Here is a 15,018-nt window from a genome sequence, read left to right as displayed (position 1 = left end):
GGTGCTCGCGTCGGCGGCGTTCGGGCTGCTCGCCTACGGGTCGGGGGCGCACGGACCGGTGGGCGACGAGCGGCTCGCGTACGCCTCGGGCGCGTACGGGCCGGGGGCGCACGGACCGGTGGTGTACGCGCCTGGCATGTACGGGCCGAGGGCGAACGGACCGGTGGTGTACGCGCCGGGCATGTACGGGCCGGGGGCGAACGGACCGGTCGTGTACGGGCCCGAGGGCGCGCCCGTCGCCTCGGAGAGCGCCGGCGCACCGGGACCGACGGCCGCCGTGCGCGGCCCCTTCGCTCCGCCCCCCGCCACGACCGCCCCGCGCCCGGGCCCGGCCGCCTCCCGCCCGGCCACGGCGACCGCGACCCGCTCCCCCGCGGCTCCCGCACCGGCACAGGCACCGAGCGGTTCCGCCACCAGCAGACCCACCCGGTCACCGTCGCCCTCCGCTGCCTCCTCCGCTTCCGCGCCCCCTGTGTCCGGGCCGTCGGGGCCGGCCGGACCGGCTGGGCCGTCCGGATCGCCCCAGGCTCCGGCGCCCAGGGACTCCGCCTCCCTCGCGGGGCGGCCGGCGGGCGAGGGCAGGGAGCGCCCCGGCCGGCCGGCCGACCCCTCCCCGTCGCCTTCCGCCACGCTCCCGGAGGACCCCGCTCGTACCAAAACGGCAACAGAGGAGGAGCCCGCCGCGGAGTCGGACGACGTGTTCGAAGCGGTACCGGAGACGGACGCCCCGGCCGCCGAGACCTCGCCCGCACAGCCACCGGCGGCCGCGAACCGCGTCGGCACCGACGCCGCCGTGGACCTCTCCGACCGGCGGATTCCCGTGCTGACGCTGGGCGTGGGGCTGGCGCTCGTCGGTCTCGGCATCGGCTTCCTCGGGGTGCGGATGCGGCGCCGCTGAGCGCCGCGCGAGGCCCCGGGTCCCTCTTGAGTCGGACCCGCGGGGTCCCTCTCAGGACGCTTGTCGGCGGCGACTTACTCGGTATACATACTCGGTATGTCCATCCGCCACGGGCTTCTGGCCCTCCTCGAACGCGGCCCGCGCTACGGCTCACAGCTCCGTACGGAGTTCGAGTCCCGCACCGGTTCCACCTGGCCGCTCAACGTGGGCCAGGTCTACACGACGCTCAGCCGGCTCGAACGCGACGGCATGGTCGTCCAGGACGGCGAGGACGAGGCCGGCCACGCGCTCTACGTGATCACCGACAGCGGTCGCGCGGAGCTGCGCAGCTGGTTCGAGAATCCCGTCGACCGCACCAGCCCGGCCCGCGATGAACTGGCCATCAAGCTGGCCATGGCCGTCGGCGCGCCCGGCGTCGACATCCGTGACGTCATCCAGTCCCAGCGCCGGCACACCGTGAAGGCCATGCAGGACTACACCCGGCTCAAGGCGCAGGCCCTCGCCGCCGTCGAGCGGAGCGGGGCCCGGGAGCGCGACGAGGTCGCCTGGCTGCTCGTCCTCGAACAGCTGATCTTCCAGACCGAGGCGGAGGCGCGCTGGCTCGACCACTGCGAGGCCCGTCTCATCCGCCTCTCGGCGACCGCCGCCTCGGCCGCGGAGGCCGCGGAGGCCGCGCCTGCACCGCCCGTGCCGTCACCAGCCGTGACGTCACCAGCTGCGCCGTCACCGCACGTGACGTCCGCCCGGAAGACGCGGCACTGACGCCGACGTCTGCCGCTCCACCACCCACACCCCAGACCCACCACCCCAGACCCACGACCCACGACCCATACCGCACGCTCGGCACCGCCGACGACCGTCCGACACACGGCCGTCCGGCACACGACCGCCCGACACACGGCCGTTCGCCGGCGTACGCCCGAGGGGGAACCATGTCCATACAGCAGCAGCCCGTGCTGCGTCTGCAGAACCTGACCCGCGTCCACGGATCGGGCGCCACCGAGGTCCACGCCCTGCGCGGCATCGACCTCGACGTCCACCCCGGCGAACTCGTCGCCGTCATGGGCCCGTCCGGCTCCGGCAAGTCGACCCTGCTCACCATCGCGGGCGGCCTCGACACCCCCACCTCCGGCCGGGTCGTCGTCGAGGGCACCGACATCACCACCGCGGGCCGCAAGGAACTCGCCGCCCTGCGCCGCCGCAGCATCGGTTACGTCTTCCAGGACTACAACCTCATCCCGGCCCTCACCGCCGCCGAGAACGTGGCCCTGCCCCGCGAACTGGACGGCGTCTCCGCCCGCAAGGCCCGCGCCGAGGCCCTCGCCGCCCTCGCCGAGATGGACCTCGGCCACCTCGCCGACCGGTTCCCCGACGAGATGTCCGGCGGCCAGCAGCAGCGCGTGGCCATCGCCCGCGCCCTGGTCGGCGACCGCCGGCTCGTCCTCGCCGACGAGCCCACCGGTGCCCTCGACTCCGAGACCGGCGAGTCCGTGCTCGCCCTGCTGCGCTCCCGCTGCGACGCCGGCGCCGCCGGCATCCTGGTCACCCACGAGCCGCGGTTCGCCGCCTGGGCCGACCGCGTCGTGTTCCTGCGGGACGGCGCCGTCGTCGACCAGACCGTACGCAGCGAGGCCGACTCGCTCCTGACCGGCCGGGCGGCCCAGCAGTGACGAACTGGTTCCACTCCTGGCGGGCCGCCGTCCGCATAGCCCGCCGTGACGCCTGGCGCTCCAAGGGCCGCAGCTTCCTCGTCCTCGCCATGATCGCCCTGCCGATCCTCGGTGTGAGCGCCTTCGACCTGACGTTCCGCAGCTCCGAACTCACGCCCGCCCAGCAGCTGGAGCGCACCATAGGCGCCGCCGACGCCCGTCTCCTCGACGCGCATGTCGGCGGGATCGCCGTCCTCCAGGACCCCAAGGGCGAGCAGTACACACCGGCCGCGGACCAGGAGTCCCCGGACAAGCCCTGGCCCGAGGGCGACACCGACGTCACCAAGGCCGTCCCGGCCGGCTCGACGGTGCTCACCGACAGCACCGGCAGCGCCAAGCTGACCACCGCGCACGGCCTGCTGCGGACCGACGTCCGCGAGCTGAAGGCCGCCGTTCCCGTCGCCCGGGGCATCATGCGGCTGCGCGAGGGCCGCTTCCCCGAGAAGAACGACGAGATCGCCGCGACCACCCGGTTCCTGGAGAGCAGCGGGCTGAAGATCGGCTCCACCGTCTCCGCCCGCGGCTTCGACCGTACGTATGTGATCAGCGGCGCGTACGAGCTGCCCAGCGAACTCACCGCGGAACAGGTCAACGCCCTGCCCGGGGCCTTCCTCGCGCCGTACGCCAAGGCCGTCGAGAAGGCCGGGATGCAGAAGCCCGACGTCTCCACCTCGTACCTGGTGAAGAAGTCCGGTGGTTTCACGTGGAACACGGTCCAGGAGATCAACACCAAGGGTGTCGTGGTCCACTCCCGCGCCGTGGTCCTCGACCCGCCCGCCGACTCCGAGGTGCCGCTCTTCCAGAAGGAGGGCTGGGGCAACTACGAGAGCAGCGTGGCGGCCGACGCCGCCGCGCTCGCCGCCGTGGGCACGGTGGTCGGCCTGGCGATGCTGGAGATCTGTCTGCTCGCCGGACCGGCCTTCGCCGTCGGCGCCCGCCGCTCCCGCCGCCAGCTGGGCCTGGTCGGCGCCAACGGCGGTGACCGGAGCCACATCCGGGCCATCGTGCTCAGCGGCGGCCTCGTCATCGGCGTCGCCGCGGCCGTGGTCGGCACCGTCCTCGCCCTGATCCTGACCTTCGCCCTCCGGCCGTGGCTGGAGGAGTACATGGGCCAGCGGTTCGGCGGCTTCACCGTCCGCCCGCTGGAACTGCTCGGCATCGCCGCGATCGCCGTCCTCACCGGCCTGCTCGCCGCGATCGTCCCGGCGGTCACCGCCTCCCGGCAGACCGTCCTCGCCTCCCTCACCGGCCGCCGCGGCGTGCGCCGCAGCAGCCGTGTGCTGCCCCTGGTCGGCCTCGGCGCCGTCCTGCTCGGCGCGGTCATCGCCCTCTACGGCTCCGTCGTCACCGACCAGTTCGTCATCGTCGCGGGCGGCTCCGCCATCGCCGAGCTCGGCGTGGTCGCCATGACCCCCGCCCTGGTGGGTCTGTTCGGCCGGACCGGCCGCTGGCTGCCGCTCTCCCCGCGCCTGGCCCTGCGCGACGCCGTGCGCAACCGGGGCCGTACGGCACCCGCCGTCGCCGCCGTCCTGGCCGCCGTCGCGGGCACCGTCGCCGTCTCCACGTACGCCGTGAGCCGGGACGCCGAGCAGCGGGCCGGATACGAGGCCACCCTGCCGTACGGCGCCGTCGCCGTCCTCGCCCCCGAGGAGGGCGGCCGGGACGCCGCGGCGGCCCGGGAGGCCGTGCAGCGCCTCCTGCCCGTCGATGTCCGCGCCGATGTCGCCCGCATCTCCGTCGGCAAGGCGAGCTGCGCGCCCTGGGGCGAAGGAGCCGGCTGCGGCCGCTCGGAGGTCGTCATCCCGCCGGCCAACGAGTGCCCCCTGTGGGCCAGCACTCCCGACGGCTCCGACCCCGCGGAGAAGTTCACCAAGGAGCAGCGGCGCGCGCTCGCCAAGGACTGGCGCTGCATGAACGACCCGAGCAGCGGCTTCCTTCCCCTCTCGGACGGCATCCTCGTCGCCGACGCCTCGCTGCTCACCGTCCTCGGCATCGACGACCCCGGCGCCGCCCGGGCCCTCGCCGACGGGAAGTACGTGAGCTTCTCCCGGACCCAGGTCGACAAGGCGGGCAAGGTCGGCGTGAAGCTGATCACCGATGTCGACGCCGCCAACCGGGCCGCCGAGCAGCGCAAGCCGGTGCCGGGCGAGGTGAAGTCCTTCACCGCCTACGAGGTACGGGACGTCACGCGCAGCTACGGCGTACGGGGGGTGATCAGCCCCGCCACGGCCAAGGCCGCCGGGCTGACCACGGCTCCGCTGGGCGCGTTCTTCACCACCGATCACCTGCCCAGCAGTGAACAGCGGCAGAAGCTCGACTCCGAGATCGCCAAGCTCGGCGGCGACGTCAACCTGACCGTCGAGGAGGGGTTCACCAGCGACAACAGCATCGTGCTGCTCGCCCTGACGATCTTCGCCGGCCTGGTCACCATCGGCGCGGCCGGCATCGCCACCGGTCTCGCCCAGGCCGACGCCGAGGCCGATCTCAAGACGCTCGCCGCGGTCGGCGCCCCGCCCCGGGTCCGCCGCACCCTCAGCGGCTTCCAGTGCGGCGTGGTCGCGGCGATGGGCGTGGTCCTCGGCTCGGCGGCCGGTGTCCTGCCGGCGATCGGGCTGCGGCTCACCGAGGAGCGCGAGCAGCTGCGCTTCTACCAGGAGGCCCTCGACAACGGCTGGGGCGGCAACGAGACCCCGCCGTACGTGCCGATCGTCGTCCCCTGGGAGACGCTCGGCGCCCTCCTCGTGGCCGTGCCCCTCGGCGCCGCCCTGCTGGCGGCCCTGGTGACCCGCTCGCGCGGGGCGCTGGCCCGCCGCGCCGCGCACTGACCCGTACCGGCTCGCACCGACCCGTACGGAGCGGTTCGTTGCCGTGCTGTGCCCCCGGACGAGGGTGGATCACCCTCGTGCGGGGGCACACCGTCTGGGAAAGCATGCGTGCGAGAGAATGGCGGCATGGAGATGCCGAGGAATGACAGGTCGCAGGAGAGCCCCCAGGTCCTCATCGTGGGCCAGGACGGGATGGCGCTCGGCGGCACTCAGGGTGACGACGAATCCCGCGAGGTCCCGGTGACGGAAATGGTCGAGCAGCCTGCGAAGGTCATGCGCATCGGCAGCATGATCAAGCAGCTTCTGGAGGAGGTCAGGGCGGCACCTCTCGACGAGGCCAGCCGTGTGCGGCTCAAGGAGATCCACGCCAGCTCGGTGAAGGAGCTGGAGGACGGACTCGCTCCGGAGCTGGTGGAGGAACTGGAGCGGCTCTCCCTGCCGTTCACCGACGAGGCCATTCCCTCCGAGGCGGAACTGCGCATCGCGCAGGCGCAGTTGGTGGGCTGGCTCGAAGGACTCTTCCACGGCATCCAGACGGCGCTGTTCGCCCAGCAGATGGCGGCCCGTGCCCAGTTGGAGCAGATGCGCCGCGCCCTGCCGCCGGGCGCCGCCCACGACGATGACGACGAGCCGGGCCCCGGCCGCGGCCGCGCGGTCGGATCGGGGCCGTACCTGTAGGCCTGGTCCCGGAGGACAGGGCCGAGGGCCCGGCACCCGCGGAATCCACCGCGGGTGCCGGGCCCTCGGCCGTGCTCGGGGCTCGTCCGGGCTCAGGGCCCTCGGCCGTGCCCGGGGGGCTCGGCCGTGCTCGGGCGCCGGGCTCGGGCGCCGGGCTCGGGCGCCGGGCTCGGGCGCGGCTCGTGGTGACGCTCTCAGGGCGCCAGGAGCAGGACCTTGCCGACGTGGGCGCCTGCCTCCACGGCCCGGTGGGCCTCGGCGGCGTCCGTCATCGCCACGGTGCGGTCCACCACCGGTGCGACAGTGCCCGCGCCGATCAGCGGCCACACGTGCTCGCGGACCGCGGCGACGACCGCCGCCTTCTCGTTCAGCGGGCGTGACCGCAGCGTGGTGGCCAGCAACGCGGCGCGCTTGGCCATCAGGGCACCGAGGTTCAACTCGCCCTTGACGCCGCCCTGGAGGCCGATCACGACCAGCCGGCCGCTGACGGCGAGGGCCTTGATGTTCCGGTCCAGGTACTTGGCGCCGACGATGTCGAGGATGACGTCCGCCCCGGCCCCGTCGGTCGCCTTGCGGAGCTCCTCGACGAAGTCCTGCTCGCGGTAGTCGATGAGGATGTCGGCGCCCAACGCGGCGCAGCGCGCCAGCTTCTCGGGCCCGCCGGCCGTGACCGCCACCCGCGCGCCGACCGCCTTGGCCAGCTGGATCGCCATGGTGCCGATGCCGCTGCCGCCGCCGTGCACGAGCAGCGTCTCGCCCGGCCGCAGGTGCGCCAGCATGAAGACGTTCGACCACACCGTGCAGGCCACCTCGGGCAGCGCCGCGGCCGTCACCAGGTCCACGCCCTCCGGCCGGGGCAGCAACTGGCCCACGGGCACGGCGACCTTCTGCGCGTAACCGCCGCCGACCAGCAGCGCGCACACCTCGTCGCCGACGGACCAGCCCGAGACCCCGGGGCCGAGCGCGACGATCCGGCCCGAACACTCCAGGCCGGGGTACGGGGAGCTGCCCGGCGGCGGGTCGTAGTAGCCCTGGCGCTGGAGCAGATCGGCACGGTTGACGGCGCTCGCCACCACCTCGACGAGAACCTCGCCCTCGGCGGGGACGGGCTCGGGCACCTCGGCCCAGACCAGCGCCTCGGGCCCGCCGGGTTCGGGAATCGTGATCGCATGCATGTCGGCGAGGCTACTCCGGGGGCCGCCGGCGCGCCCCGGGAGCCTGTGGCCGCCCCGGGAGCCTGTGGCCGCCCCGGGAGCCTCGGGTGCCTCGGCCGGGCGGCCCCTAGGTCGTGTCTTTTGGATCAGGCCGGATCAGGGAGCGGCGTCTGGTGCGTGCGATCGCAAGGCGGAGGAGGGAGTCCATGCGGTGGGGCCCCTCCCGGGCGGAGCCTGGGGGACATCGGCGACCGACGACAACGCGGCGGGCGTGCGTGCGCATGGGGGCACCTCCCAGGCGAAGCTCTGGGGGAGTCGCGAGCCCGGCAAGATCCGAAAGACACGGCCTAGTCGTCCGTGGGCGTGGTGAGCGGGGCGACCGGCGCGGCGCGGACGATCGTGATCACCCGGTCGGTCAACTGGAGCGGGCTGGCGGCCGGATCGTCGTAACTGATCAGTCGGTGGCCGCGCAGCACGCTCACCACCAGGTCGTCGGTCTCCCGGGGGCTGCGGCCCGCCTCGGCCTTGGTCACCGGCCGTTCGACGAGGTCGAGTCCGGAACCCTGCTGGATGAGGTCCTCCATCACCGTGCCCGCGCTCGGGCTGAGCACCGAGAGGCCCAGCAGCCGGCCGGCGGCGCTGGCGCTGGTGATCACGGCGTCGGCGCCGGACTGCCTCAGCAGCGGCGCGTTCTCCTCCTCGCGGACCGCGGCGACGATCTTCGCGCCCCGGTTGAGCTGGCGGGCCGTCAGAGTGACCAGCACGGCGGTGTCGTCGCGCTGGGTGGCGATGACGATCTGACGGGCCTTCTGCACCTCGGCCCGCAGCAGCACGTCACTACGGGTCGCGTCACCGATGACACCGACGAACCCGTCGGAGTTGGCCGCCTCGATCACCTTGTTGGAGGGATCGACGATGACGATCTGGTCCTTGCGCAGCCCGGTCGCGCACAACGTCTGGATCGCCGAGCGACCCTTGGTGCCGAAGCCGACGATGACGGTGTGGTCGCGCAAGGTGGACCTCCAGCGGTTGAGTCGGAACTCCTCCCGGGTGCGCTCCGTGAGGACCTCGAGGGTGGTGCCGACCAGGATGATCAGAAAAAGGACGCGCAGCGGCGTGACCAGCAGGATGTTCGCCAGTCGGGCCGAATCGCTGTACGGGACGATGTCGCCGTAGCCGGTGGTGGAGAGGGTGACGGTCGCGTAGTAGACGCAGTCGAGGAAGTCGAGCGTCTCATTGGCGTTGTCGTGGTACCCCTCCCGGTCCAGGTAGACGATGAGGACGGTCACGACCATCACGCCCAGCGCCATCAGCAGGCGTTTGAACACCTGGCGCAGCGGGTTCTCGACCACGCGCCGGGGAAGCCGGACCCGCGAGGCCGTCACCTTCTCGTCCGCCTGCCGGGCCATCACGTCACGGCTGGGCAGTTTCACGTGAAACACACTCCTTCGTCCTCGCCCTGATCCGCTTGCTGTGCCTGCTGCGCTTGCTGTGCCCGGTGCACCTGGTGTGCCGACCAGGGGAGATCGAGGACGTCCAGCGACTGGCCGGGGCGGGCACCCCCGGGCGGAACCACGGCCATGCCGTCGGCGACGGCGATGCCACGGAGCATCGCCGGCCCGTTGTAGTGCAGGGGCACGGCCTCGTCGCCACGCTGGACGACCGGGACGAGCCGGGTGTCGTACGGGTGCCCCTGGATCTCCTCGCGCACGCCCACGCGGTACGGGACGGGGGCCGGCAGGCCCGCGAGGGTGCGCAGCAGCGGCTCGGCGAGCGTGAGGAGCCCGGAGACGGCGGCCAGCGGATTGCCGGGCAGCCCGACGAGATGACGCGGCCCGGGCCGGGCGGACGCGGTGGAGACGGTGCTGGTGGGGCTGGTGGGGCTGGTGAGGCCGGCTTCGGGGTCGAACTCCGCCAGGAGCATGGGGTGGCCGGGGCGGACCTTCACCCCGTCCACGAGCAGGGTCGCGCCGGCCTTGGTGAGCACCGGGTGGACGTGGTCGACGGGCCCGGCCGCCGTGCCGCCGGTGGTGACGACCACATCGGCGGCGGAGCCGGTGACGGCCGCGTAGAGCGCGTCGGCGTCGTCGCCGATCCGCCGGGTGCCGAGGACCTCGGCGCCGAGCGCCCTCAGCCACGGGCCGAGCAGGGGGCCGAGCGCGTCGCGGATCAGGCCCTCGTGCGGGAGCCCGGAGGTGAGCAGCTCGTCGCCGAGGACGAGCACCTCCACGCGCGGGCGCGGGTGGACGGTCAGCTCGTCGTATCCGGCCGCGGCGGCGAGCCCGAGCACGGCGGGCGTGACGGTGCTCCCCGCGGGCAGCAGCCGGTCGCCCGACCGGCACTCCTGGCCGCGGGGGCGGATGTCCTGCCCGGGGACGACCTCCCGCCGGGCGTGCAGCCGGCCGGCGCTGTCGGTGTGGGCGTGCTCGCTGCGGACGACCGCGGTGGCCCCGGACGGCACCCGGGCGCCGGTGGCGATGCGCACCGCCTCGCCGTCGGCGAGCACGGACGCGGTGGCGCGTCCGGCGAGGACCGCTCCGTCGGGGTCGATCCGCCACGGGCCGGGGCCCGCGACCGCCCAGCCGTCCATGGCGGAGGTGTCGAAGGAGGGCAGGTCGGTGAGTGCGTGCAGCGGCTCGGCCAGCACCCGGCCGAGCGCCCGCGCGAGCGGGACCGGCTCCGGTCGCCGGGCGGCCGCGGCCTTCGTCCCGGCCCGGGCGGCCACGGCGCGGGCCTCGGGCCAGGGGGTGGCGCGGTGGGCCTCGTGGGGCGCACGGTCCCGGTCGCGCCGGCCGACGAGGGCGAGGGCGTCGTCCACGCCGTAGTCGGGTTGGGGCTCCCGCCTGGTCATCCGGCCTCGTCCTGCTCGGCGGCCCAGCGCTGGGCGAGGGCGGCGGCCTTGGCCGCGGCCTCCCGGACGGCCTCGGACCCACCGTCCGCACCGGCCGCCTTCGCCGCCGCGTAGCCGACCAGGAAGGTGGTCAGCGGCGCCGCGGGCCGTGCGACGCCGTGCGCGGCGTCACGGGCCAGGTCGAGCAGCACGGCGGTGTCGACGTCCAGGTCGATGCCCAGTTCGTCCTTGACTGCGGTGATCCATTCATCCAACACGTTCCCATGCTCCCTGATCCGCGCCCGGGCGATGGCGATGTCCTCCCAGGTGTCGCAGTCGAACGACACGTCGACGTCGCCCGCCGCGTCGACCCGGACGATACGCAGGCCCGCTGTGACCTGGCGCAGCGGAGCCCCGTCCACCCCACCGCGCTCGGCGGCGACCCGCTCCACCTCCCGCCGCAGCGCCTCGGCCCGGTAGGCGGCGACCAACGGCTGCTGCCGCCCACCGGAGTCGACGGTCACGGCCGCCTCGGCCCCGGGCACCCCGTCGAGCGCCGCCACCAGCCGCCGCGCCGCCCCGCCGTCGAAGAACGGCAGGTCGGCGGAGAGGACGAGCACGATGTCCCCGGCCGCACCGGCCGCATCGGCCAGTGAGGGGGCGCCGGCCGGTGAGGGGGCGCCGGCCGGTGAGGGGGCGCCGCCCGTCGTCTCGGCGAGATGGCGCAGGCCCGCCGCGAGCGCGGCGACGGGGCCGCCGCCGGGCGGGTCCTCGCGGGCCCACTCGACGGGGCGGGCGGTGGTCCGGGGGTCGGCGACGACGACGGTGCGGCGGGCGTCGCGGCAGCCCGCGAGGACCCGGTCGAGCAGGGGGCGGCCCCCCACCCTTACCGCGGGCTTGTCGGCACCGCCGAGGCGCCGGGCGGCGCCGCCGGCGAGCACGAGGGCGTCGTACGCGGTCGTCATCCCAGCAGTATGGTCCGTCCCCGGTCGCGGGGATCCGGGACGGGCGGCTCGTCTCACGGAGGGAGACGCGACGGCCGGGCGGCCGAAGGGCCGCCCGGTCCGATCGAGCGTGTCCGGGACCCGGCATGGGGTTGGGTCCCGGACGAGGCCGCCGGGTGCCGCCGGGGCCCCGTGCCCCGGCCGGCGTACGCCCCGGCGGAGTCCCGCCGCTCGCGGCGCCGTCGGCGCCGCGGGCGGCTCACAGGGTGCGCAGCAGCACCGCCGGGTTCTCGACGCAGTCCGCCACGTAGCGCAGGAAGCCGCCGGCCGTCCCACCGTCGCAGACCCGGTGGTCGAAGGTGAGCGAGAGCTGCACCACCTGACGTACGGCCAGTTCGCCCCGGTGCACCCACGGCTTGGGGACGATCCGTCCCACGCCGAGCATGGCCGCCTCGGGGTGGTTGATGATCGGCGTGGAGCCGTCGACCCCGAACACCCCGTAGTTGTTCAGGGTGAACGTGCCGCCGGTGAGGTCCGCCGGGGTCAGCGTCCCCTGCCGGGCCGACTCGGTGAGACGGGCGAACTCGGCGGTCAGCGACTCGGCGGTGCGGCCGCCCGCGTCCTTCACGACGGGCACGACGAGACCGCGGTCGGTCTGGGCGGCGAACCCGAGGTGGACGGAGGGCAGTCGGACGATCTCCCGCGCGGCCGTGTCGACCGTGGAGTTGAGCTCCGGGAAGCGAGCCAGGGCGTGGGTGCAGATCCGGGCGAGCAGGGCGAGGACGGAGATCTTCGGTCCGCCCGCCGCGTTCATCGCCGCGCGCGCGGCCATGAGTTCGGTCGCGTCGGCGTCGACCCAGCAGGTGGCGTCCGGGATCTCGGTGCGGCTGCGGGACAGCTTGTCGGCGACGGCGCCGCGCACTCCGCGCAGCGGCACCCGCTCACCGGCCGTGGCGGTCGGCGCGGCCACGGCGACGGGCGCCGCGGCGGCCGGCACGGGAGCCTGCGCGGCGACCGGCCGGTCCCGCTCGGCGAGGGCCGATTCCACGTCGGCGCGCAGGATCAGTCCCTCGGGTCCCGAGCCGCGGACCTGCCGCAGGTCGAGCCCCTTGTCCCGGGCGAGCTTGCGCACCAGCGGCGAGATGACGGGTACGGGGCCCAGCGGCGCGGCCGGAGCCGCGGGAGCCGGAACGGACGCCGCGACGGAGGCGGTGGCGGCGGGAGCGGCGGCCGGCACGGCGACCGGTGTCTCGCGCCGCACCCGGCGGCGCCGGGCGGCCGGCCCGGCGGTGCCGTAGCCGACGAGCACATTGCCCGAGTACTCCGAGGACTCGGCGGCCGCGGCGTCGGAGCGCTGCGCCGGGGCCGGGGTCGCCGAGGCGGTGGTGGCGGGCGCGCCGTCGCCGTCCTGGGCGCCGCCGACGGCGACCGTCAGGAGCGGAGCCCCTACGGGCAGTTCGCTGCCCTCGTCGCCGAAGCGGGCGGTGACCACGCCGCCATAGGGGCAGGGCACCTCCACCATCGCCTTGGCCGTCTCGACCTCGACGACCGGCTGGTCGATGGCGACGACGTCGCCGACGTCGACGAGCCAGCGCACGATCTCGGCCTCGGTGAGTCCCTCGCCGAGGTCGGGCAGCTTGAATTCGAGCACCTGGGCCATCAGCTGCCCGCCTCCCACTGGAGTCGCGCGACCGCGTCGAGGACCCGGTCCACGCCCGGCAGGTGGTGCCGCTCCAGCATCGGCGGCGGGTACGGGATGTCGAAGCCCGCGACCCGCAGCACCGGTGCCTCCAGGTGGTGGAAGCAGCGCTCGGTGACCCGGGCGGCGATCTCCCCGCCGGGGCCGCCGAAACCGGCCGACTCGTGCACCACGACGGCCCGGCCGGTGCGCTTCACGGACGCGCACACGGTCTCGTCGTCGAAGGGCACGAGCGAGCGCAGGTCGACGACCTCCAGGTCCCAGCCCTCGGCCCTGGCCGCCTCGGCCGCCTCCATGCAGACCGGCAGGGAGGGGCCGTAGGTGATGAGGGTGGCGCTGGTGCCGCGGCGGCGCACGACCGCCTTGCCGATCGGCTCGACGGCGGTCGGCGCCTCGGGCGACCAGTCGGCCTTGGACCAGTAGAGCCGCTTGGGCTCCAGGAAGACCACCGGGTCGTCGGAGGCGATGGCGGCCCGCAGCAGCCCGTAGGCGTCCTCGACGGTCGCCGGCGTGACGACGTGGAGGCCGGGCGTCGCCATGTAGTACGCCTCGGAGGAGTCGCTGTGGTGCTCGACGCCGCCGATTCCGCCGCCGTACGGCACGCGGACCGTGATCGGCATCGGCATCGTGCCGCGGGTGCGGTTGCGCATCCGGGAGACATGGCTGATCAGCTGCTCGAACGCCGGGTAGGCGAAGGCGTCGAACTGCATCTCCACGACCGGCCGCAGCCCGTACATGGCCATGCCGACGGCCGTGCCGAGGATGCCCGCCTCGGCCAGCGGCGTGTCGGTGCAGCGGTCCTCGCCGAACTCCTTGGCGAGGCCGTCGGTGATCCGGAAGACGCCGCCGAGGGTGCCGACGTCCTCGCCCATCACATGGACGGTGGGGTCCTCGGCCATCGCGTCGCGCATGGCCCGCTGAAGGGCCTGCGCCATGGTGGCGGGCTTGGCGGCGGCCTTCGTGGCCGGCCGCGCGGTGGCGTGGGTGGTCATCCCGCCTCGCTCTCGGCGTCGAGCTCCGCACGCAGCTGCGCCGCCTGATCGCGCAGCTGCGCGGTCTTCTCGGCGTACACGTGGGCGAACAGGTCCATCGGGTCGAGCACGGGGTCGGCGTTCATCCGCTCGCGCAGGCGCGCCGCCATCGTCTCGGCGTCCTCGGCGGCGGCGCGGCGGCCGTCCTCGTCGAGCAGTCCGCGCTCGGTCAGCTCCCGCTCCAGGATCAGGATCGGGTCGTGCGCCCGCCAGGTCTCGACCTCGGCCGAGCCCCGGTAGCGGGTGGCGTCGTCGGCGTTGGTGTGGGCGTCGATCCGGTAGGTGACGGCCTCGACGAGGGTGGGGCCGCCGCCGCGCCGGGCGCGGGACACGGCCTCCGTGAGCACCTGGTGGACGGCTATGGCGTCGTTGCCGTCCACGAGCCGGCCGGGCATGCCGTAGCCCACGGCCTTGTGGGCCAGGGAGGGGGCCGCGGTCTGCTTGGCGAGCGGCACGGAGATCGCGAAGCCGTTGTTCTGCACGAGGAAGACCACGGGGGCCTGCCATACGGCGGCGAAGTTCAGCGCCTCGTGGAAGTCGCCCTCGCTGGTGCCGCCGTCGCCGACCATGGCGAGCGCGACGACGTCGTCGCCCTTCAGGCGGGCGGCGTGGGCGAGGCCCACGGCGTGCGGGAGCTGGGTGGCGAGCGGGGTGCTCAGCGGCGCGATGCGGTGCTCGTGCGGGTCGTAGCCGGTGTGCCAGTCGCCGCGCAGCAGGGTCAGGGCCTGCACGGGGTCGAGGCCGCGGGCGACGGCGGCGAGGGTGTCGCGGTAGGAGGGGAAGAGCCAGTCCCGCTCCTCCAGGGCCAGCGCGGCAGCGACCTCGCTGGCCTCCTGCCCGGTCGTGGAGGGGTAGACGGCGAGCCGGCCCTGCTTGGTCAGGGCTGTCGCCTGCGCGTTGTACCGACGGCCCCGGACGAGCTCCCGGTACAGCCGGCGCAGCAGCTCGGGGTCGGCGTCGGCGACCGCTTCCGTGCCGATCACGCGCAGCGGCTCGGCGTCCGGCAGCAGCGGGGCCGGGTCCATGCGCGGCTGCCATGCCGGGGGCGGAGTGGGCCGGTAGGAACCGGGGGGCTCTTGGACTGTCGAACTGCGCTGTTGCAACGAGTCCACCTCCTCGTGGGAGCGGGCATAAGACCCGAAGACGGGTGGCGCGGAATGTGGCGCGCCTCACCTACCGATTGTTCGGTCGTGGAGGCATTTTGGCTACAGGCACCTCCAGCCTGTGGACAAACGGTTCTCCACAGCTTG

13 protein-coding genes are annotated in these 15,018 nt (G+C 74.5%); 5 read left to right on the top strand and 8 right to left on the bottom strand.

Annotation, left to right across the window (positions count from 1 at the left end; all coding sequences use genetic code 11):
* Positions 1–33 precede the first annotated feature (33 nt).
* Positions 34–630: a hypothetical protein gene (locus tag ACFY7C_RS26630; protein WP_389655002.1), complete on the bottom strand. Its 597-nt coding sequence runs from the start codon at positions 628–630 to the stop codon at positions 34–36.
* Positions 631–697: 67 nt separating this feature from the next.
* On the opposite strand from ACFY7C_RS26630, the gene ACFY7C_RS26625 reads away from it, so the two are divergent.
* The 5 genes from ACFY7C_RS26625 to ACFY7C_RS26605 all read left to right on the top strand — a co-directional run bounded on the left by ACFY7C_RS26625 (position 698) and on the right by ACFY7C_RS26605 (position 6,110).
* Positions 698–898, top strand: a complete 201-nt coding sequence (locus tag ACFY7C_RS26625) for a hypothetical protein (protein WP_389655000.1) — start codon at positions 698–700, stop codon at positions 896–898.
* Between the two features lie 96 nt (positions 899–994).
* Entirely contained in the window at positions 995–1,660 is a 666-nt protein-coding gene (locus tag ACFY7C_RS26620) for a PadR family transcriptional regulator (RefSeq protein WP_389654998.1), read from the top strand.
* A gap of 170 nt (positions 1,661–1,830) precedes the next feature.
* Entirely contained in the window at positions 1,831–2,568 is a 738-nt protein-coding gene (locus ACFY7C_RS26615; protein WP_389654996.1) for an ABC transporter ATP-binding protein, read from the top strand.
* On the top strand, positions 2,565–5,432 hold the full coding sequence (locus ACFY7C_RS26610; RefSeq protein ID WP_389654994.1) for an FtsX-like permease family protein: 2,868 nt from the start codon (positions 2,565–2,567) through the stop codon (positions 5,430–5,432). Before ACFY7C_RS26615 ends, ACFY7C_RS26610 begins: the two co-directional genes overlap by 4 nt.
* A 126-nt stretch (positions 5,433–5,558) precedes the next feature.
* Positions 5,559–6,110 (top strand): bacterial proteasome activator family protein, encoded by a 552-nt coding sequence (locus ACFY7C_RS26605; protein ID WP_389654992.1) that lies wholly within the window; start codon positions 5,559–5,561, stop codon positions 6,108–6,110.
* 194 nt (positions 6,111–6,304) lie between these two features.
* Here ACFY7C_RS26605 and ACFY7C_RS26600 read toward each other — a convergent pair whose 3' ends face one another.
* From ACFY7C_RS26600 to pdhA, 7 genes are all read right to left on the bottom strand, one after another.
* Entirely contained in the window at positions 6,305–7,285 is a 981-nt protein-coding gene (locus tag ACFY7C_RS26600) for an NAD(P)H-quinone oxidoreductase (protein ID WP_389654990.1), read from the bottom strand.
* A 326-nt stretch (positions 7,286–7,611) separates the two neighbouring features.
* Entirely contained in the window at positions 7,612–8,673 is a 1,062-nt protein-coding gene (locus ACFY7C_RS26595) for a potassium channel family protein (RefSeq protein WP_389655662.1), read from the bottom strand.
* A 20-nt stretch (positions 8,674–8,693) separates the two neighbouring features.
* Entirely contained in the window at positions 8,694–10,115 is a 1,422-nt protein-coding gene (locus ACFY7C_RS26590) for a molybdopterin molybdotransferase MoeA (RefSeq protein ID WP_389654988.1), read from the bottom strand.
* Complete coding sequence (locus ACFY7C_RS26585; protein WP_389654986.1) at positions 10,112–11,059, bottom strand: DUF6457 domain-containing protein; 948 nt, start codon at positions 11,057–11,059, stop codon at positions 10,112–10,114. The genes ACFY7C_RS26590 and ACFY7C_RS26585 overlap by 4 nt, the downstream gene beginning before the upstream one ends.
* Before the next feature lie 238 nt (positions 11,060–11,297).
* Positions 11,298–12,698, bottom strand: coding sequence for a dihydrolipoamide acetyltransferase family protein (locus tag ACFY7C_RS26580; RefSeq protein ID WP_389654984.1), 1,401 nt, complete (start codon positions 12,696–12,698; stop codon positions 11,298–11,300).
* Entirely contained in the window at positions 12,698–13,729 is a 1,032-nt protein-coding gene (locus tag ACFY7C_RS26575) for an alpha-ketoacid dehydrogenase subunit beta (protein WP_389654982.1), read from the bottom strand. Before ACFY7C_RS26575 ends, ACFY7C_RS26580 begins: the two co-directional genes overlap by 1 nt.
* Positions 13,726–14,880, bottom strand: a complete 1,155-nt coding sequence (pdhA, locus tag ACFY7C_RS26570) for a pyruvate dehydrogenase (acetyl-transferring) E1 component subunit alpha (RefSeq protein WP_389654980.1) — start codon at positions 14,878–14,880, stop codon at positions 13,726–13,728. The genes ACFY7C_RS26575 and pdhA overlap by 4 nt, the downstream gene beginning before the upstream one ends.
* Positions 14,881–15,018: the final 138 nt, after the last annotated feature.

It is taken from the genome of Streptomyces sp. NPDC012769 (assembly GCF_042901205.1).
Classification (GTDB): domain Bacteria; phylum Actinomycetota; class Actinomycetes; order Streptomycetales; family Streptomycetaceae; genus Streptomyces.
The sequence above is the reverse complement of the archived record's forward strand: the minus strand, read 5'-3'. Positions and strand labels throughout refer to the sequence as shown.